Genomic DNA, 20,156 nt, shown 5'->3' on the forward strand with positions numbered 1-20,156 from the left:
ATGGAACCACTGCGGCTTGGCGTGCTTGATTTGGCCCCGCGCTTATCTGGGATCAGCGCGGAAACAGCGCTGCAAGAAACTCTGCTGCTGGCCCGATCAGCAGAAGCCTGGGGCTATCATCGCTATTGGGTAGCAGAGCATCATGATATTCAGGGGTTGGCCTGCCCATCGCCCGAGGTGCTGCTAGGTCATATTGGTGCATTGACCTCCCGGATCCAGCTTGGCTCCGGCGCGTTGCTGCTGCCACATTATAGCCCACTTAAGGTGGTGGAATCGTTCCATCTGCTGTCAGCGTTGTGTCCGGGCAGAATTGAGCTTGGCCTCGGCCGGGCACCAGGTGGTCCGCCGCATGCATCGATGGCGCTGAGCGGAAATTTCCTGAAAGCCGTGGCTGAGCTGCCCGATACGATCAGGGCCGTCATGGAATTGCTTCAAGATGGTTATGCCTATGAAGGGCAGCCCGTCAGCGCCCGGCCGCTGCCGGCCGTACCTCCTGTGCCGTGGTTGCTCGGTACAGGTGTGCGCAGCGCGGAATATGCTGCACGGTTTGGAACGGGCTATGTCTTTGGCAGCTACATGAGTGAGAAAGAAGCTGAGCCGATTTTGGAACAGTATCGGGGGAATTTCGAACCTTCGCTACTCGTACCAGAGCCGCGTACGATGGTTGCGGTGGCCGTGATATGCGCCAGCAGTGCGGAGGAAGCTGCGCTACTGGCCGAAGAGAGCAACTGGCCAGATCGTACGGAACCGGGAGACAAGGGAACTGGCTCTGGCGAAGACAAGCCAGGGCCGCCATTGCTATGCGGAACACCGCAGCAGCTAAGGGAAGAACTACAGCGGTTAGCCCATCGGTGCAACACTGGAGACCTGCTGATTTTCACACCGCTGAAGGACTATGAGAAGCGGCGAGCTTCTTATCGCCTGCTTGCAGAAAGTGTATTACCCCAGGGCAAAATCATATAAATTAATACGCGCCACCTGCCGAAAATATAGGAAGGGGCGTTTTTTTTCGTCATTTTTGAAATGAAAAGAAAGAATTGTAAACGCAATGTAAAATGTTGAAAAAAGATGAGGGGGCTCAAGGGTATGAACAATGCTTCAGATTTCAAGGATAACATTAAAACCTCGACGCGCCGCTTGCCCGCAGGCAAACTCAAAACAGTCATATCCAGGGGCAAACGAAGCATCAGCTTTAAATTCACCTCGGCTTATGTAGCTCTGGCACTGCTGGTGGTGATTAGCGGGGTGCTTTCTCTCTTTCAAATGAACCGGATGCAGACAAACAGTAGTGAAATCATTAGGGGGCTGATCCCCGAATTAAATGAGATTCATAGCATCAATTATTATACGGAGCATATTATGTCGCTTACCTTGCAGCATATTCAAAGCTCTGACGACACAGAGATGAGCAAACTAGAGGAGGAACGTGACGTTTTCATCCGTAAAGTATCTGCTGCTATGAAGAGCTATCAGAATAGGCTGCAAGATGAGGAGCAGACCAAGCACTTTGAGTCCTTGCGCAATAAATGGACGGAGTACATGATGATCAACGATCAGGTTCTGAAACTAAGTCAGGGGAACGATGACCAGTTAGCGCTGGAAGTCTCTCGAAAGGGCATTTCCGCTTTTAATAACATGCAGAAGGATATGGACGCTCTTGTCAACCACAGCATAGAAGAAGGTAACGCCAAGGACAAGGTTTCAGTGAATATATTCCAGGTCTCCGTTATCGTGACGATCATAACCATGCTGCTTGTGCTTGTAGTGATCGGGATCATCAATCTGGTCATCAACCGGTCGATGATTGCCCCACTGAAGAAAGTAACGGTGCATCTGAAACGGATTGCTACCGGAGATTTGCTGGCCGAGGATACTCTGATTAGTAGTGAGGACGAAATCGGGATGCTGGCGAGTACAGTGAATGAAATGAATCATGCGCTACTTGAAATTGTTAAAAGAATCCGTAGTGTATCGCAGATCATTGGTGATGAAAGTGAGACACTGGTTCGTTCCATCACCGAGACAAAAGAGGGAGGCATGCAGATTGCTATTACGATGGAAGAGCTCGCGACAGCTTCCGGCAGTCAGTCTGAAGCCGTAGTGGATGCTTCCATGGCGATGGAGAACCTGAATAAGCTAATTGACGATTTTACTGGGAAAAGCCATGAATTGGGACTATATTCACTGGAAGTACAACATAAAGGCGAACGCGGCAAAGTTCTAATGGAAAGCTCTGTTACATATATGAAGCAGATCACAGAAGCAGTATTGCAGTCCATGGCCACCCTGGAAGAGCTCAATAAGAAAAATGAGGGGATTTTTAGGCTCGTGGGTTCGATCCGCGGTATCGCTGAGCAGACTCATCTACTGGCCATAAATGCAGCCATTGAAGCAGCAAGAGCTGGTGACAGCGGACGCGGCTTTGCCGTGGTAGCCACAGAGGTGCGTAAGCTGTCTGAGGAGGTACAGCGGACGGTAACGGAGATTACCGGCATTACGAAGGGGATTCAACATGACTCTAAGGAAGTAGTGAGATATTTGCAGGACGGGGTTGTGAAGACCGAGGAAGGTAATGTGCAGATTGTGGAGACTGGGGCTGCGCTGTCGGACATTACTCATTCGGTTCAGGTAATGGTTGAAACGATGGAGGAAGTAGGCAATGATCTGAAGCGGATGAAGCAGTCTAGTGAGACGATGCATGAATTCAGCCAGCACATCTCGGCATTGTCACAGGAATCGGCCGCTGCGGTGGAGGAGACTTCGGCTTCAGCCCAGCAGCAGGTAAGCGCTACAAGTGAGGTCGCTGCCGGTGTCGAATATCTGAAATCCTTATCTAGTGAATTGGAGGAGTCTGTCTCCAGATTTCAAGCGTAATTATATAAGACGAGCTTAAGATCGGACGTAAGGCTCGATCGTCACTACAGTGGAATGTTTGGACTTCCGGCCGCTGTTGTCTCCAGATTTCTTTTTATTGAACCGCTGTTTGCGGTTGAAATCCGGAGACAAAGGCGGTCGCTATCGCTCCTACAGTTCCAAACTTCCCCCTTCGATCCTCCTCGCTTTTCGTTACTTTTCTTTTGTTCGGCTTATACAGCATTATAAAAAAAGCCTCCGCACCCTTTACGAAATTTGTAAAGAGCAGTGCAGGGGCTTATTGAGGGTGTAGACTTAATATTGTTGACTATAGTCAACTAAATTGAGAGACGGTGAACCTGTAGCGATATAGGATCTCAGATTCTGAGTAATAATATCAACGAGCCGGTCGGTATAGCGATCCGTGTTTCCGGCTGAATGAGGTGTGATGATCACCTGCTCCATTCCCCATAACGGATGATCCTGCGGCAGAGGTTCGGTCTCGAATACATCCAATCCGGCACCGCGGATATGACCTGATTGTAACGCGTCGATCAAATCGCCGGTATGTGTGGTGCCTCCGCGGCCGATATTGATATAATAGGAGCCCTCCTTGAACGCTGAGAAGACGGTAGCGTTGAAAAAATGATGAGTATCGTCTGTAAGCGGTAGTGTGTTGATCACAAAATCGCCTTGGCTAACCGCGTCCTTCCATTGGCTGGTCTGGAAGACCTCATCAAACTCCGCTGCCTGTTTGCCTGTGCGGCTGACACCAATGGTCTTCATGCGGAAAGCTTTGGCGATCCGCGCCGTTTCTCCGCCGATGGCTCCGGTACCAAAGATGACAGCCGTCTTGCCGGATATTTCGGTCTCATCTCCGTAGGAATGCCACTCACGCTTGCTCTGGTTAAGCACAGCCTTGTGCAGATTTCGGGTGAAGCTCAATATAAAGCCGAAGATTACGGCTGCGATAGATTCGGCATGTACACCACTAGCGGTGGTTAGAAGGATACCCTGTTCTTGCAGGCGTTGCAGCGGCATTTTATCAATGCCGGCAGACCAGCTCTGTACCCAGCGCAGCTGTGATTCTCTCTCTAGCAGCGCCTCTCCGATTCCTTTGGCCCAGCCGATAATGATCTCTGCGCCCGCGAGCTGCTGAAGATCGGGTTCTTTGGCACTTCCCAATTCAAGCGCATACCCCGGAGCGGCTTCTCTGATTTTTGCCTGCTGGCTCGGTGTAAGGGGCTGAAGACATACAATGGATTTAGACATGTTGGTTCCCTCCCGTTATGTATGGTTGTGCGAATAGATATTTTTAAGGATAACAAATCTGCTGCGAAAGGTGAAATGACCATGAAGAATGAAAAGGAAAGTTACCATAAAGAGCGTCTGTTCGTTGCAGTTCCTGTGCCCCCAGCGATTCGTGAAGCTCTTGGAGACCTATGCCAGTCGCTGGCTGCTGAAATGTCATTTGCCAAATGGACACACCCGGAAGATTATCATGTTACGTTGCAATTTCTGGGGGATACAGCGAAGGAGGACATCCCGGCCTTGATTGCTGTTCTTAAAAAAGTGGCGGCCTCCACGGCCCCCTTTGAGCTTTCTCTGGAGGGCTTTGATACCTTTGGCCACCCGGCCTCACCTCGTGTCTTGTGGGCCGGTCTGGGCGGTGAACTGGAGAAACTTTATGCTCTGCAGAGTGCGATAACTACGGCTACACGGCCCTTAGGTTTTGTGGCAGAAGACAGACCTTATAAGCCACATTTGACGCTATCCCGGAAATATCGCGGTGACGTCCCTTATAAGGCCGAATTTGTCGAATTTTCGGAGGTTTTACGGCAAAAACGAGAACATTTGTCCTCAATTCGACACTGGACGGTAGATGGCCTTGTGTTGTATGCTACCAGAATGTGTGCCATTCCTATGTATGAAAATGTTGAAAACATGACATTTTTCTAAAAAATTCGACAAAGGACAGTTTTCAAATCTTCCATTTTCGGTTACATAGAATAGGAATGTGCCGTGATATAGGAGGAGAATTATGGTTATTTATAAACAAAATCGCTATATTGCGCTGCTTATTGGCGTGATACTGGTGAGTTTCTCAGCGATAAACTTGCTGCATTCCGAACCAACGACAGAAGGGAAGTTAACCAAAGTCCAGGGCAAGCTGAGTGCGCCCCCAGTTACCTCGGCGTTGGAGCTGGCACCAAAGACAACGGATTCTAGCCATACGAGGATACCGATACAAAGTAAGATACATCCGGTGATCAACAGTGCTGTGATTCAACCTAAGCCGGACTGGAGTCTTCAACAGAAGGCTGAGTGGTTGAACCGACAGACCATTGCCGCCGCAGACACGGTTAAAACTGCTGAGGTCAAGGTAGCCGCCGTCAAAACCAAGGCTGCAGCTATACCGGTAGTCACACCAGCGGTTCAACAGAAGCTGCCCAAAAAGGCAACAGCATCAAAGGGGAGTCAGACCGAAGTCAAAAAGGTCGCGGCAACTCAGCAACATCCCCCCATCATATTGTACTTCTCTCGGACGGAGCTATTAAGCCAGGAACAGAAAGACAAAGCAACCTGGCGCTACGCAGTTTCCGGAGAAGACCTGCTTCTGCTGCAAAAAATCGTCATGGCAGAGGCGGAAGGCGAACCGTACAAGGGCAAAGTGGCAGTTGCCAACGTTGTTCTGAACCGGCTACGGTCAGCTAATTTCCCCGACACGATGCATAATGTAATCTATCAGAAGAGACAGTTCAGTCCAGTGGCGAACGGTCGTCTTAATCGCGTGAAGCCTAATGAGGATTGTATCAAGGCTGTTAACGCCGCACTATCGGGAGTCAAGGAGGTTACAGACGACACCTATTTCTTTTTGTCGCTAAAACTTGCGCAGGATTTGACGGTACATCATACGCAGAAGTATGCCAAAACCATCGGCAATCATACTTTTTATAAATAATTTGATTTTTTGGGGAACCTCGGCTCATTATAGGGTAAGTAACCTATTATGAACATGGAGGTAGAACAGCTGTCATGAAAATCACCTATTATGGACACTCAGCCCTGCTGGTAGAGTCTGAAAGCTGCAAAGTCATCTTTGATCCCTTTCTGTCAGGGAACCCGAACTCTGGTATCGCTCCCGATGAAATTACGGTAGATGCGGTTTTGCTTACCCATGCCCATTCAGACCATTTCGGCGATGCGCTGGAAATTGCTGCGCGTAATCAATGCCCTATTTTTGCTGTATATGAACTGGCCGAGTACTGCCGTTCCAAGGGAGCAGAGGTCAAGCATATGAACATTGGCGGCAGTCATACGTATGGCGGGTTTACTGTCAAATACACACAGGCTTTTCATTCTTCCTCAATTGCAGAGGGGGATTCATGGATATACGGTGGTGAACCGGCAGGAATCCTGCTTACCACTGACGGCAAGACGCTGTTTCATTCCGGGGATACCGCACTCTTTGGTGATATGCGCCTGATTGGGGAGCGGAATGATATCAATTTGGCTGCATTGCCCATTGGAGACATGCTAACTATGGGTCCCGATGATGCGTTGCTGGCTGCTCGCTGGCTGCGGGCGGATAAGGTCATTCCGCTTCATTACAACACGTTCCCAGCCATTGCTCAGGACGGCGACGATTTCTGCAATCGACTGCGCCAGGAAGGGATCACAGGATTTCCGCTTAAACCGGGGGAGAGTGTCGAAATATAAATTCAGCTTCTGCACAGGCAACAAGAGGGTGCCGGCAGCCAATGGCTTGCCGAGCACCCTCTTGTTGTTTCTATGAATACGCGAGTCAGCTAAGTGAAGCAGACAGATGTCACTTCCGCTCAAGGCGTCAGCAGAACAGCTTCCTCGCCTCGAGACTGTGATCGCGTTCCTCGATTCTCGGACAGACCAGTTGCCGGCTTGCCTAGCATCTCCAGGACCGTGGCTGCGCAGTGGCGGGGCTGATGTCGATCAGGAGCCAGTCGGCGCTTCCGTTGCTCTTCCAGTGAGGCTCTCTCCCGAAGCAGCCTTGTGAACCATTTGTCCACGACTTTGGCGTTCAGTACCTCGGCCAATCCAAGCTCCACGAAATATTGGCAGTTCTTCTCCTCCTGACCAGGAATTGCCTTGTAGAACAGCATAGGGATACCTTTGGCTTGGCCTTCCGTGCAGGTCATGCCGCCAGGCTTGGTGATCAGCAGATCAGACGCGTCCATTAATTTGTTGATCTCCTTGCTGTAGCCGATAATCTTGATATTGGGATGACTCAGCAATGGATCGCCTTGCATTTTGGACACGAGCTTGTCATTGCTCCCCATGCAGAAGAGCAGCTGAATCTCGTTCATCCGTGAGGTGAGCGAGGCCATGACATCTTTGCCGAACATTAGACCCCAGCCGCCGCCCATGATCAATACGGTGGGGATATCGGCGAGACCTAGTTCTTTGCGAAGCAGGGTCTTGTTCGATCTCTCCCAGAACTTGGGGTGTACCGGAATGCCGGTCACGGTCACATACTCGGCAGGAATACCCCGTCCAGTAAGAATGGCCTCAACGCGGGCAGTGGACACCAGATAGCGGTCCACCTCGTCATTCACCCAGCTTCCATGTGCGTCATAATCTGTAATCAATGTATAGAGTGGCACATTAAGACCCTGTCGCTTCAGGCGGGAGATGACGGCAGCCGGAATAGGGTGGGTACAGATAATCAGGTCAGGCTTGAGCTGCTCAATGACCTGTGCAGCGTGAGTATAAAAAATCCGGTGAAGCGCTAGTTTGGTCAACCGGTTCAGTGATTTGTTGTATTGGGTCTTATACATCATGCCGACCAGTTTGGGCTGGCTGCTGACGGTTCTTCGATAAGCGGAAAGAATCCAAGGAGCGACCGTGGGGTTGAGAAACTTGCCCAGCTCGATTACCCGGCATTGTACATCCGGATTCAGCAGCTTTATTCCTTCGGCCAGAGCATAGGCTGCCCCTGTATGGCCCGTTCCGAAGCCTTCCGAAAACAGCAATACTCTTTTCTTTCGCATAAATTCACCTGCTACTTTCCTTCATGAGTAGAATTGCGGCAATCGATCTATACTATATACGTGGCAAATCCTAACTCTTTTCACATTATACAAATAAGACGTAAATAGAAAGTTAAAACACTGCAATAAATTAAAAAAATAAAAAGTTTGGCTCCAAGGTATTGCAAATATATGGGCAAAGTGCTAAAGTAGGAAATGACCAATTGACCGGATTAGTAAAGTGGTCAGAAGTTCAATGGTAACCATTATTTCTTGAGAAGGGATGTGTACGGGTGGCTGTGGTAGATCGAAGGCAGCAGGTGCTTCAGGCCGCGACCAAATCATTTTCGTTATTCGGTTATAAAGCGACCACGATGGATCAGGTGGCCAAGATAGCGAATGTCGGCAAAGGAACCATCTACACCTTTTTTACGAACAAGGAGCAGCTGTTTGATGAGATTCTGGTCGACATGATGACTGAGATGAAGGTGATTGCTGAGCGGGAGATCAGGCGCGATAAGCCCTTCTTTGATAACCTGCACCGCGTGCTGGATGCCTTGTTGGAATTTCGAAGCGAACACGAGCTATTCATCAAGCTTTCCCAGGAAAATCGCGAATTCGGAACACCGCAGGCTCAAGAAGGACTCGATAAGATCGAGAGTGTAGTACTAGAATATATTGAACGGGAGGTGGAACTCGCGATCCGACAGGGGGAGATCAAGCCCTGCGACCCGAAGATCGTATCGGTAGTAATGTTCAGGCTGTACATTGTGCTGACTGCCGAACTGAACAAAACGCACACACCTTTGGACAAAGAGCAAATCAAGGACTACTTTCGTTTGTTTCTCGCTGAAGGGCTGGCACAATAATGTTTAGGATCAGCATAGGGATAGCGTTCCTCATAATTGCTTTCCCTACCATTTACTTCTTTATACCTTAGTTTGGCCACAAATTTATAAAAAGGTTTCCTGCTTTTTTGCAAGAACACCAAGATGGTGCTTTTTTTATGGCTTTGATTGACCGAATGGGGAAAACAGTCACTTGGTGTTACAGTAATGTTTCACATGTACAGCATTTATAAAGCATAATTAAAAACACACTTAAAAAGAGCATATGATCAAAAGGAGAGAACCAGAATGAAATCATTATCCGTGTTTACCAAGGACCTTGGTGCGGCGCTTAGAAATCCTAAAGTGCTGATCCCCATCATAGTTGTCCTCTTCATTCCGGTGATGTATAGCGGATTGTTCCTGAAGGCATTCTGGGACCCGTACGGCAAGATGAATGAGTTGCCGGTCGCCGTAGTGAATCAAGACAAGGGCGCTAATTACGAGGGCAAAGAATTAACAGCTGGTAGTGATCTGGTCGAGGAGCTTAAAAAGACCGATGGCTTCAATTGGAAATTTGTCAGTCGTGAAGAGGCAGATGCCGGACTCAAGGACAGCACTTACTATATGTCCATTATCGTACCTGAGGACTTCTCCGAAAAGGCAACAACTTTGCTGGATAAGGACCCACAGCCAGCCAAAATTATTTTTGAGCCGAACGAAGGCTACAACTTCCTGGCTGGACAAATCGGGGGAACCGCTGTAAAGGAAATCAAGTCGAAAATATCGGCAAAGATTACTGAGGCCTATACCGAATCTGTATTTGATAAAATCACTGAAATCTCCAGCGGTCTTGGCGACGCAGGAGAGGGCGCAGGCAAGATTGCTGATGGCGCAGGCAAGCTGGATGACGGCGCGCTGAAGTTAAAAGAAAACCTGCTTGTGCTGACTGATGGCACAGGCAAATTGAAAGATGGCGTAGAGCCCCTAACTAAAGGTGTTACTGATCTGAACACTGGTGCAGCTGCCCTGGAATCAGGTACCAGCACATTGGCTAGTGGATTGCAGCAGTTGTCCGCTGCACAGAAGCAGCTGCAAGACGGCTTGAACCAAAGCTCGTCCGGTAGCAAGCAACTCAGCGGCGGCCTTCAGCAGGCCGTTACCGGTACAGCGAAGCTGCAAGAAGGAACAAAGGCTGCTGTAGACGGTACTAGCAAGCTGCAAGCAGGCGCACAATCCCTGGTTGACGGCAGCAGCAAGCTGCAGGCAGGATTGAACTCCTCTAAAGATGGCAGTGCGCAGTTGGAAGCCGGTCTGAAGGCTTCCGCAGAAGGTAGCGCCAAAGTAACTGAAGGCGCAAAAGCAGTATCTGACGGCCTGCAGCAGCTGGCCCAGTCGAATCCACAGCTGGCAGCAAGCCCAGCGGTGCAAAAGCTACTGGCTGCCAGCAAAGCGGTAGCTGACGGCAGCGAGCAGCTGCAGCAAAGCCAGCAGCAGCTTGCTCAAGGCGCGACAGCGCTGCATAGCGGCCAAGAACAGCTGGCCCAAGGTGCGGCACAGCTAAACGCAGGCTCGCAGCAGCTTGCAGGCGGCGTAGGCCAACTGCATGATGGTGCACAGCAGCTGAACGCAGGTAGCACACAGCTGCTGCAAGGACAGCAGAAGCTGGCGCAAGGCGCTTCTGCGCTGGCAGCAGGCGGCGACAAGCTGACCGCTGGTATGAAGCAGTTCGGCGAGAAGCTGAGTGAAGCAGCAGCAGGCGGCAGCAAGCTGGCTGATGGCGGCAAAGCGCTGGGCGCAGGTACTTCGAAGCTCCTGAACGGGGTTGGCGAGCTGGGTAACGGCATCAACGCTGTAGCAGATGGTTCCAAGAAGCTGGCAGACGGTGCCGGAGAACTTAAGAACGGGATGGCTGATCTGAAATCCGGTTCCAATGAACTGGCTACCAAACTCGATGAAGCTGCCGAGAAGACAAGTGCAGTGAACAAGACAGATGCTATGGTTCAAATGTTTGCTGAGCCTGTTGTTATCGAAGATCATGCAATCAATAAAGTACCTAACTACGGTACAGGTTTTGCACCATACTTCCTGTCGCTGGGCCTTTTCGTAGGGGCATTGATCTGCACACTGGTTATTCCTACACGTGAATCGGAGGTTGCAGAAGCTACCCGGTTCAACCGCTTTATCAGCCGCACACTGACATTCTCGATGATGAGTCTGCTTCAGTCGATGCTGGCGGCTATGATTGTCCTGTATGGTCTGGGTCTGGAAGTACAGAGTGTACCTCTGTTCTATCTGTTCACTTTCGTCACAAGTCTTGCCTACATGATGATCATCCAGGCGATTGTAACCTGGCTGGCTAACCCGGGCCGTTTCATTGTCATTGTCATTCTGATCTTCCAATTGACAACAAGCGCTGGTACCTTCCCGCTGGAATTGATTCCAGACTGGATGCAGTTCTTTAACCCGCTATTGCCAATGACTTACAGTGTCGCTGGATTAAAGGCAGTGATCTCTACCGGAGATTACAGCGCAATGTGGGGAGATATGGGAAGACTTGCTATCTATGGCGTGGTCTTCATGGTCCTTACCCTCGCTTACTTCATGACGCGCGGCCGTGATCAAGAGGCTCTTTTGAAGAACGAAAAAGCAATAACAATTTAATCGATAGGCTGTTTAGTTTGGTCTATACACCAAGAAGCGCTCCCATGTGGAGCGCTTCTTGTGTCTTTAGCAATGACAGTTTTCGTTAAAAAAGAGGTGAAGTTAGGAAAATTAATGAAACAATTTTTAGTGCAAAAAAAATAATGCAAATAATATGTATTACTCTACATGGAAATGCAAATAAATCTTTGGTTAAGTAAAGCTGTACAGCAAAAACTATAGTTAATCAACATCATAAAAAACTGTAATTTGCCCAGCATAAACCCCAGTGATACACTAGTAAAACCTAATCCGCGTTGAACAATTATTAAGGTTTTAATAGGACAAATTTTCTCGAGATTCCGCCCCAATTTATTATAGAAAGGTTGCGTAAGATGAGACACACTGAACTGCCCCGCAAACAGGGCCTGTATGATCCCCAGTTCGAAAAAGATGCTTGCGGCATGGGATTTGTTGCCCATATTAAAGGCGTACCGTCCCATGAAATCGTAAGCAATGCCTTGACCATGCTCATCAATATGGAGCACCGGGGAGGCCAGGGAAGCGAGCCGAACTCCGGTGACGGAGCCGGCATCATGCTGCAAATCCCGCATCGTTTCTTTGTAGGCGAAGCCAAGAAGCTTGGCTTTGAACTACCTGAGCAAGGCCATTATGGCGTGGGTATGATCTTTTTGTCTCATAACGAGGAGATCAGAAGCCGCCATGAGGCCCTCTTAAGTCAGATTATTGCCGAAGAAGGACAAGAGGTGCTCGGCTATCGCGACGTACCTACGTTTGACGAGATGCTGGGCAAGACGGCCAAGGCTGCTAAGCCTTATGTGCGCCAGGTCTTTATCGGACGCTCCGCAGCGGTATCCGATGAGCTGGCCTTCGAGCGGAAGTTGTATGTCATCCGCAGACGAGCCGAGCTGGCTATCCGGTACAGCGGTGCAGAAGAGGGAGAATCCTTCTATCTGCCAAGCTTATCTTGTCGCAAGATCGTTTATAAAGGAATGTTGACTACAGAGCAGGTGGGACAATTCTATCTTGATCTGCAGGATGAGAAGCTGGAATCGGCCATCGCGCTGCTTCACTCCCGCTTCAGCACCAATACGTTCCCGAGCTGGGAACGTGCTCACCCGTATCGCTTCATGATTCATAACGGCGAGATTAACACGCTGCGCGGCAATGTGAACTGGATGCATGCCCGCCAATCGCTGTTCAAGAGTGAAGTGTTCGGCGAATCCCTCGACAAGATCAAGCCGGTTATCAATCCGGATGGTTCCGATACAGGGATGTTCGATAACACCTTCGAATTCCTGTACCTGAGCGGACGCTCCCTGCCGCAGGTAGCCATGATGATGGTACCTGAGCCTTGGAGCAATCATGACAGCATGGATGAGGAGAAGAAAGCATTCTATCAATACCATAGCACCCTGATGGAGCCTTGGGACGGACCGGCAGCAATGGGCTTCACTGACGGTGTGCAGATCGGTGCCATGCTTGACCGTAATGGATTGCGTCCTGCGCGTTACTACGTTACAAAAGACGATAAGATCATCCTGTCTTCTGAAGCGGGTGTACTGGATATCCCAGCAGAGAACGTGCTATACAAGGACCGTTTGAAGCCAGGCCGCATGCTGCTCGTGGATACGAAGGAAGGCCGCATCATTTCCGATGAGGAAGTGAAAGCAGCCATCGTCTCCGAACGCCCTTATCGTGCATGGCTGGATGAGCATCTGATTAGCCTTGATGAGCTTCCGGATGCGCCTGAGCTGCCTAATCCGAAGCATGACAATGTACAGCAATTGCAGCAGTCGTTCGGTTATACGTTTGAGGATCTTCGTAAGGTGCTTGAGCCAATGGCGTCCACCGGCGCAGAAGCTGTTACGTCTATGGGCTACGATGCTCCGCTTGCGGTGTTATCCGATCGTCCACAGCGTCTGTACAATTACTTCAAGCAGATGTTTGCCCAGGTAACGAATCCGCCGATTGATGCGATTCGCGAAGAATTAGTCACTTCCACGACGACAACCATCGGTCCTGAGCGCAACTTGCTGAAGCCTGAACCGGAAAGCTGTCGGCAAATCTCCTTGGAGACGCCGATTCTGTCCAATGAAGACTTCGCCAAGCTCCGCCATGTCCGTCGAGCCGGTTTCAAGTCGATGACCATTCCTACCTTGTTCCCGGCTGAGCTGGGTGCTGAAGGGATGCGTGTCGCCCTGGACCGTTTGTCCGAGGCAGCTGACCGGGTCATTGCCAAAGGCCATAACATTCTTATTCTGTCTGACCGCGGCGTAGACCGTGAAAACGCGGCTATTCCGGCCCTCTTGGCCGTGTCCAGTCTGCACCACCATCTGATCCGCCAAGGCACTCGGACCAAGGTTAGCATCCTGCTGGAATCCGGCGAACCGCGCGAAGTGCACCATTATGCACTGCTGCTCGGTTATGGCGTCAGTGCGGTGAACCCTTATCTGGCATTCGAGAGTCTGGATGATATGATCAGCCAAGGCTTGCTACGCGGCATCTCGCATGCCAAAGCCGTGAAGAACTATATCAAAGCTGCGACGAAGAGCGTAGTTAAAATACTATCCAAGATGGGGATTTCGACCATTCAATCCTATCGCGGCGCACAAATCTTTGAAGCTGTCGGTCTGAATTCTGACTTCGTGGATCGTTACTTCACCTGGACGCCTTCCCGCATTGGTGGGATCGGTCTTGAGGAAGTGGCAGCGGAAGCGCTGGCCCATCATAACCGTGCCTTCACCGAGAAGGACGGCAATGACAAAGTGCTGGATTCTGGCGGCGACTACCAATGGCGCAGTGACGGAGAAGAGCATTTGTTCAACCCGCAGACCATTCACCTTCTTCAGCACTCAGTGCGTAGTGGCGACTATAACATGTACAAGAAATATGCCGCGCTTGTTCAAGGCGAGAGTGAGAAGCATTTGACCCTCCGGTCACTGCTGGAATTCAAATCTCCTTATGAACCGGTTCCGCTGGAAGAGGTCGAATCTGTAGAATCGATCATGAAACGCTTCAAGACCGGTGCGATGTCCTTCGGTTCGATCAGTAAGGAAGCGCATGAGACTTTGGCGATCGCGATGAACCGCATTGGTGGTAAGAGCAACACCGGTGAGGGCGGTGAAGACCCGGCACGTTTCATTCCTGACAGCAACGGCGATTCCCGCCGCAGTGCGATTAAGCAGGTCGCGTCAGGACGGTTCGGGGTTACTTCTAACTATCTGGTGAATGCCGATGAGATTCAGATCAAGATGGCGCAAGGCGCGAAGCCGGGCGAAGGCGGACAGCTTCCGGGACGCAAGGTATATCCTTGGGTTGCTGAGGTTCGTGGTTCCACAGCAGGCGTAGGCTTGATCTCACCGCCGCCTCACCATGACATATACTCCATTGAGGATTTGGCAGAGCTGATCTACGATCTGAAGAATGCCAATCCACGTGCAAGTATTAACGTGAAGCTGGTGTCCGAAGTAGGCGTAGGGACGATTGCGGCCGGAGTAGCCAAGGGCCGTGCCGATATCATTCTGGTCAGCGGTTATGATGGCGGAACAGGCGCATCGCCGATGAACTCAATCCGTCATGCCGGTCTCCCATGGGAGCTGGGTCTTGCGGAAACGCACCAAACGCTGATTCTCAACAATCTGCGAGACCGTGTAGTGCTGGAGACGGACGGCAAAATGCTTAGCGGACGTGACCTTGCTGTAGCGGTATTGCTCGGTGCAGAAGAGTATGGCTTCTCGACAGCACCTCTGGTGGCTGTTGGCTGTATCATGATGCGTGTATGCCAAATGGACACTTGTCCGGTGGGTGTAGCCACCCAGAACCCTGATCTGCGCAAGAATTTCACAGGAGACCCACATCATGTGGTTAACTTCATGAATTTCGTGGCCCAGGATCTACGTGAAATCATGGCTGAGCTCGGCTTCCGTACCATTGAAGAGATGGTCGGACGCACCGATTGTCTCGATGCTGTGAAGGCTTCGTACCACTGGAAGAAGAAGGGCGTTGACCTGAGCAGTCTGCTGCATTCGCCAGAGCTTCCGGAAGGCAGCACCCGCTACCGCAGTCAGTATCAGAACCATGGCCTGGATGAGACGCTCGACGTCTCCAAGCTGCTTGAACTGGCAGCTCCAGCGCTGGAGAATGGTACCGTGGTAGAAGCATCCCTGCCAATTACGAACGTTAACCGTGCGGTAGGTACGATCCTGGGTAGTGAGCTGACCCGTAAGTACGGAGCAGCAGGTCTGCCAGACGATACGATTTCTCTACACTTCACCGGTTCCGCTGGTCAAAGTTTGGGAGCATTCGTGCCGAAGGGGATCACGATCACTGTTGAAGGGGACTCCAATGACTATGTCGGCAAAGGATTGTCCGGTGGTAAGCTGATCATTAAGCCGTCACCGCAGGCTACCTTTGCAGCCGAGGATAATATTATCATCGGGAATACAGCATTATACGGTGCAACTAGCGGAGAAGCCTATATCAACGGAATCGCCGGTGAACGCTTCGCGGTACGTAACTCCGGAGCGAATGTTGTTGTAGAAGGTGTAGGCGACCATGGCTGTGAATACATGACCGGAGGGCGCGTAGTTGTTCTCGGTGAGACGGGACGCAACTTCGCGGCTGGAATGTCGGGCGGTATCGCCTATGTCTACGATCCAGACAATAGCTTCATCCAGCGCTGCAACCTGGAAATGGTTCTGCTTGAACGGGTAGAAGAGGCCGAGGAAGCTGAAGAACTGTTCAGTCTGATCTCCCGTCATAAAGAACTGACAGGTAGTGCGATTGGTACGCGAGTTCTTGAGCAGTGGAATGATAGTCTGCCGAAGTTTGTCCGTGTCATTCCTAAGGATTACAAACGGATGATGCAGCAGATTCGCAAGGTGGAGCAGACCGGCTTGTCCGGGGAAGCTGCCTTGATGGCCGCTTTTGAAGCCAACATGCGTGAGCTTGCCCGTGTAGGCGGTTAAGTGGAACGCAGGTCACTGCAATGATGGAATAAACAATAGAGGGATTTGGTCCTGCTTTGCAATGCAGAGGAGGGGCCGAATCCCTTTTTTCATAATTCTCTATCGCATTACATTTTTTAGAAAAAATGAGTTATGTGGTACACTAGACGGGTTAAATAAAAAGAATAGTTGTTTCAACACAAGAGAGGACGTGAGACTATGCTGACGACGGAACTTGCCGAACCGGTTGCCAGGCTACAGGGTGTGACTAAAAAAATCGGCTCCAAGACGCTGGTAAGCGATTTGACACTGGATATCCCGGCAGGCCAAATCTTCGGTTTTCTGGGGCCAAACGGTGCAGGTAAGACCACTACAATCCGGATGATGGTAGGCTTAATCTCTATCAGTCGGGGCGATATTTTGATCTGCGGCCGGAGTATTAAAGATCAGTTTGAAGAAGCCGTGGCCCATGTTGGTGCAATCGTTGAGAATCCAGAGATGTACAAATTCCTGACTGGATATCAGAATCTGCGTCAATACGCGAGAATGGTAAGCGGCGTAACGAAGCAGCGGATTGATGAGGTAATAAAGCTGGTAGGATTGGATAATCGAATCCATGATAAGGTGAAAACCTATTCCTTGGGAATGCGGCAACGGTTGGGTGTGGCCCAGGCCCTGCTGCATCGGCCCAAGCTGCTAATTTTGGACGAGCCGACCAATGGACTAGATCCTCAGGGCATTCGCGAGCTGCGGGATTATCTGCGTCGGTTATGTCAGCAAGAGGGGACGACGGTGTTCGTATCCAGTCACTTGCTCTCCGAGATGGAATTGATGTGTGACAGTGTAGCCATTATTCAAAACGGTCGGTTGGTGGATGTCAGACAGCTGAAGAACACAGGCGACACAGTGGTAGCAGCTGTGGAAACCTTGTTCGAGGTGGATCATGCAGAAACTGCTATGGCTTTGCTTGATCGGGGGATTCTGAAGGATGGGGGGCTTGTACTGGAAGTGACCCGCGAGGAAATTCCGGCCTTGAACGAGCTGTTGGTCAACGGTGGGGTTAAGGTGTACGGGATCAGAGCCTTGTCCCGTTCGCTGGAGGATCAATTTTTGGAAATGACTGGAGGTGAAGGCATTGGGTAAATTCTCGGGACTCATACATAATGAGAATATCAAAATCTATAGCAGGGTGCGTACCTGGGTGATGCTGTTGATTTTGGCGATCATGAGTGCACTGATGCCAGTGTTGTTCTACTTCTCAACCGGTGACAAGAACCATCTCATGGGACTTTGGGAGACCTTCCAGATGACAGTGAGTGTGGCCTTTTTCCTGAATACCATATTTACAGTTGTTGTGGCCTCTGACTCCATAGCGGGCGAATTTTCCTGGGGGACAATCAAGCTGCTATTGATTCGCCCGTGGAGTCGTTCCAAAATACTGCTATCCAAATATATTTCCATGATATTATTCAGCCTGCTAAGTACAGGGGTGTTAATTGCGTTTGGTCTGGGCTCTGCGTACTTGTTCTCTTCTCAGACGGGAGACGTTATGCTTTCCCTGACCGGTTGGAGTCCGGGAGCCTATTCCTTTATGGATTTGCTGTTCCGTTATATTGAGCTGTTCTTGACCGCGACGCTGGCCTTTATGGTATCCAGTGTATTCCGGGCTAGCGGTCTGGCTATCGGATTATCGCTGTTTATTATATTTGCCAAAAATCTGATTGTGATCATCTTCAACCCGGACAGATATCAGTGGGCGAAATATCTGCTGTTCACCCATATGGACCTGCGGGTATACCTGTCATCGAATGTTGGTCCAGGAGGAGCCACACTGGGCTTCTCAGTAGCCGTACTGGCTGCGTATTATATGCTGTTCCTGCTGATTGCTTGGATTGTGTTCCGCAAGCGGGATGTAGCGGCCTAGGAACCAATGATTATCCGGCTTCACGTGCATTCTGCGCTTTGGCAGCGCGTGCTGCGGCCTTGTCCGGTTTTGCCTTCTGTTCTTGCCCGCCCGCTGACTTCGGGGCGGGCTGTTTCATGTCTACCGAACCATTCAAGAAGCTGCCCTCCATAATGTTAAGCGTGGCGGCTGAAATATTGCCGTGCAGCTGGCCGCTGCCCGTCATGATGAGCCTGCGGTTCGCGGTAACATCACCGTATACTTTTCCGGCAATGATAATCTCTTCCGCGGTAATACTGGAACGGACAGTTCCTTGTTCCCCTATGGTGACTGTTCCGCTGCACTCAATCTCCCCGCTGAAGGTTCCTTCAATTCGTAAATTAGTGTCGCAATGTACCTTTCCCTCCAGGGTTCCTCCATGTCCGATTAATGAATCTGTGGACTTGAAAGGTGTGCCTTTTCCTCGTTTCTTCCACATTTTATTTCCTCCTGTTCCATATGGACTAAGTACATAGTTTTAAGGCTTTACATATGTCAGCGGATTCACCGGGTTGTTCTGTTTGACCACTTGAAAGTGAAGATGGGGGCCTGTGCTGCGCCCTGTACTGCCCACCAGACCAATTTTTTGTCCTTTGATTACTTTTTCTCCAGGAGAAACATTCATTCCACTAAGATGCATGTACCATGTCTCCAGTCCGTTCGGGTGTTTGACGACAATATATTTGCCTCTGGCGCTTTGCTGGTCGACAGCGACGACTTCGCCGGAGAGGGCGGCAAAGACAGGATCTCCAGTTTTTGCTGCGATGTCGATGCCGGCATGGAAAGCAGACACACTTTTAAACGGATCAGAGCGGTAGCCGAAATTCGAGGAAATGACTTTGGAAAGCGTCGGCCACGTTACCCCAGAATCCAGTTTTTGCTTTTGGGCTTCCACTTGTTTGGCCTGCTTCTGGGCAGCTTGGGTGCTAGCTTCTTTAGCTTGATGAATGGTGTTGGAGATCCGGCTCAGCATTTCATCCAGAATACTGTGAATTTCCTCAAAATCGTCCTTAGTATCCTCAATTAGCTGAAAAGGATCGTTCTGATGCACGGCGATATATTCACCGCCTACCTGTGGAGTTACGGTATCACCAATGATGCCCCTCATGGCTCCGATCCGGAAGCGGATAGCGGGGGAAGCGGGCGATGCAGCAGGCTCCGGTACGAAAATTACCGAGGATGCCTTAGTAGTGGATGAATCCTCTTGACTACTGGTAGCTGCCGTACTGACTGTACTGGCAGTCGTTTTGGATGCAGATGCGGAGGTGGGAGCAATTGCAGCTGAGACAGAACCTTTCTGGCCCGCAGTAGAGGAAGATTTCAGCGTGGAAGCAGCAGAGTTTTCCTTATCCGTTCCGGAACGACTTCCCGAGGTCGTAGCGGGCGTTGCGCCAGTTGGTGTTGTTTTCTCTTTGTTCAAAAGGGATTGCAGTTGCTTCTCAAGCTCACTTACATTCTTCAACCGGTCCCTGATATTCTCGGCCTCCTCCGACAAATCCGTGACCTGACTGCGCAGGTGGAGCAATGTCTGGTCCTTGTCCGCGACCTGCATTTCCATACGAAGATTGGTCAAAGATAGCGCAGCAGCTTCTGCTTCCAGTTCAGCAATGGTCTTCGATGCATGAAAATGCATGGAGGTGACCAGACTGGAGATAGATAGAGCGGCTGCAGCCGGCAGGGCCAACGCCATCGGCCTGGATAGCTGCAGCTGTCGGACCGGACGCCCAGCATCCCGGACAACGAGCAGTGTGATGCCGCTACGATCTGGCTGGCTTTTCATAGCGTCTCCTTCCTGCGGCTTTAGGCAGCCGCTCCTGTATTGCTGCGGGCAGGCAGTGGATCGTTCCGCAGTTCTATCCGATTTGTCCTATTACTCTATGTATTCGATATCTTTCGGGAACATGACAATGGTTTG

The 20,156-nt window shown here is 50.5% G+C and carries 14 protein-coding genes; 10 read left to right on the plus strand and 4 right to left on the minus strand.

The features are described from left to right. Positions 1-963, plus strand: a complete 963-nt coding sequence (locus ACFORK_RS19505) for an MsnO8 family LLM class oxidoreductase (RefSeq protein ID WP_379202017.1) — start codon at positions 1-3, stop codon at positions 961-963. Positions 964-1,086: 123 nt separating this feature from the next. Beyond that, positions 1,087-2,874, plus strand: a complete 1,788-nt coding sequence (locus ACFORK_RS19510) for a methyl-accepting chemotaxis protein (RefSeq protein WP_379202020.1) — start codon at positions 1,087-1,089, stop codon at positions 2,872-2,874. 294 nt (positions 2,875-3,168) lie between these two features. Here the strand turns inward: ACFORK_RS19510 and ACFORK_RS19515 are convergent, their stop codons facing one another. Then, the gene (locus ACFORK_RS19515; protein ID WP_379202022.1) at positions 3,169-4,125 is read right to left on the minus strand and encodes a D-2-hydroxyacid dehydrogenase; all 957 of its coding nucleotides are present in this window, start codon (positions 4,123-4,125) and stop codon (positions 3,169-3,171) included. An 81-nt stretch (positions 4,126-4,206) separates the two neighbouring features. Here ACFORK_RS19515 and thpR point away from each other — a divergent pair, with 81 nt between their 5' ends. From thpR to ACFORK_RS19530, 3 genes are all read left to right on the plus strand, one after another. Further along, positions 4,207-4,812: an RNA 2',3'-cyclic phosphodiesterase gene (thpR, locus tag ACFORK_RS19520; protein ID WP_379202024.1), complete on the plus strand. Its 606-nt coding sequence runs from the start codon at positions 4,207-4,209 to the stop codon at positions 4,810-4,812. An 82-nt stretch (positions 4,813-4,894) separates the two neighbouring features. Further along, positions 4,895-5,815, plus strand: a complete 921-nt coding sequence (locus ACFORK_RS19525) for a cell wall hydrolase (RefSeq protein ID WP_379202026.1) — start codon at positions 4,895-4,897, stop codon at positions 5,813-5,815. 74 nt (positions 5,816-5,889) lie between these two features. Next, positions 5,890-6,573 (plus strand): metal-dependent hydrolase, encoded by a 684-nt coding sequence (locus ACFORK_RS19530; RefSeq protein ID WP_379202028.1) that lies wholly within the window; start codon positions 5,890-5,892, stop codon positions 6,571-6,573. Positions 6,574-6,692: 119 nt separating this feature from the next. Here the strand turns inward: ACFORK_RS19530 and ACFORK_RS19535 are convergent, their stop codons facing one another. Further along, entirely contained in the window at positions 6,693-7,880 is a 1,188-nt protein-coding gene (locus ACFORK_RS19535) for an MGDG synthase family glycosyltransferase (RefSeq protein WP_379202030.1), read from the minus strand. A gap of 272 nt (positions 7,881-8,152) precedes the next feature. Between ACFORK_RS19535 and ACFORK_RS19540 the strand changes: the two genes are divergently transcribed. The 5 genes from ACFORK_RS19540 (at position 8,153) to ACFORK_RS19560 (ending at position 18,223) form a co-directional block, all read left to right on the plus strand. Beyond that, the gene (locus ACFORK_RS19540; protein ID WP_379202032.1) at positions 8,153-8,728 is read left to right on the plus strand and encodes a TetR/AcrR family transcriptional regulator; all 576 of its coding nucleotides are present in this window, start codon (positions 8,153-8,155) and stop codon (positions 8,726-8,728) included. A 267-nt stretch (positions 8,729-8,995) separates the two neighbouring features. Beyond that, positions 8,996-11,350 carry a YhgE/Pip family protein gene (locus ACFORK_RS19545; RefSeq protein WP_379202035.1) on the plus strand — a complete coding sequence of 785 codons (2,355 nt, stop codon included), beginning with the start codon at positions 8,996-8,998 and terminating at the stop codon, positions 11,348-11,350. Between the two features lie 374 nt (positions 11,351-11,724). After that, a complete protein-coding gene (gene gltB / locus ACFORK_RS19550; RefSeq protein ID WP_379202037.1) occupies positions 11,725-16,320 on the plus strand; it encodes a glutamate synthase large subunit in 4,596 nt (1,531 codons plus the stop codon). Between the two features lie 198 nt (positions 16,321-16,518). Continuing rightward, positions 16,519-17,442, plus strand: a complete 924-nt coding sequence (locus tag ACFORK_RS19555) for an ABC transporter ATP-binding protein (protein ID WP_379202039.1) — start codon at positions 16,519-16,521, stop codon at positions 17,440-17,442. Further along, positions 17,435-18,223 (plus strand): ABC transporter permease, encoded by a 789-nt coding sequence (locus tag ACFORK_RS19560; RefSeq protein ID WP_379202041.1) that lies wholly within the window; start codon positions 17,435-17,437, stop codon positions 18,221-18,223. The genes ACFORK_RS19555 and ACFORK_RS19560 overlap by 8 nt, the downstream gene beginning before the upstream one ends. Positions 18,224-18,233: 10 nt before the next feature. On the opposite strand, the gene ACFORK_RS19565 is transcribed toward ACFORK_RS19560, so the two are convergent. Together ACFORK_RS19565 and ACFORK_RS19570 are read right to left on the minus strand one after the other, a co-directional pair. After that, entirely contained in the window at positions 18,234-18,680 is a 447-nt protein-coding gene (locus tag ACFORK_RS19565) for a bactofilin family protein (RefSeq protein WP_379202043.1), read from the minus strand. A 39-nt stretch (positions 18,681-18,719) separates the two neighbouring features. Beyond that, complete coding sequence (locus tag ACFORK_RS19570) at positions 18,720-20,021, minus strand: M23 family metallopeptidase (protein WP_379202045.1); 1,302 nt, start codon at positions 20,019-20,021, stop codon at positions 18,720-18,722. Positions 20,022-20,156 lie beyond the last annotated feature (135 nt).

This window comes from Paenibacillus sp. GCM10012306, from assembly GCF_042649265.1.
Taxonomy (GTDB): domain Bacteria; phylum Bacillota; class Bacilli; order Paenibacillales; family Paenibacillaceae; genus Paenibacillus_AQ.

Coding starts and splice junctions, on each gene's coding strand:
- ACFORK_RS19535 (WP_379202030.1), bottom strand. CDS start 7,880: ATGCGAAAGAAAAGAGTATTGCTGTTTTCGGAAGGCTTCGGAACGGGC.
- thpR (WP_379202024.1), top strand. CDS start 4,207: ATGAAGAATGAAAAGGAAAGTTACCATAAAGAGCGTCTGTTCGTTGCA.
- gltB (WP_379202037.1), top strand. CDS start 11,725: ATGAGACACACTGAACTGCCCCGCAAACAGGGCCTGTATGATCCCCAG.
- ACFORK_RS19570 (WP_379202045.1), bottom strand. CDS start 20,021: ATGAAAAGCCAGCCAGATCGTAGCGGCATCACACTGCTCGTTGTCCGG.
- ACFORK_RS19515 (WP_379202022.1), bottom strand. CDS start 4,125: ATGTCTAAATCCATTGTATGTCTTCAGCCCCTTACACCGAGCCAGCAG.
- ACFORK_RS19530 (WP_379202028.1), top strand. CDS start 5,890: ATGAAAATCACCTATTATGGACACTCAGCCCTGCTGGTAGAGTCTGAA.
- ACFORK_RS19555 (WP_379202039.1), top strand. CDS start 16,519: ATGCTGACGACGGAACTTGCCGAACCGGTTGCCAGGCTACAGGGTGTG.
- ACFORK_RS19565 (WP_379202043.1), bottom strand. CDS start 18,680: ATGTGGAAGAAACGAGGAAAAGGCACACCTTTCAAGTCCACAGATTCA.
- ACFORK_RS19545 (WP_379202035.1), top strand. CDS start 8,996: ATGAAATCATTATCCGTGTTTACCAAGGACCTTGGTGCGGCGCTTAGA.
- ACFORK_RS19525 (WP_379202026.1), top strand. CDS start 4,895: ATGGTTATTTATAAACAAAATCGCTATATTGCGCTGCTTATTGGCGTG.
- ACFORK_RS19510 (WP_379202020.1), top strand. CDS start 1,087: ATGAACAATGCTTCAGATTTCAAGGATAACATTAAAACCTCGACGCGC.
- ACFORK_RS19505 (WP_379202017.1), top strand. CDS start 1: ATGGAACCACTGCGGCTTGGCGTGCTTGATTTGGCCCCGCGCTTATCT.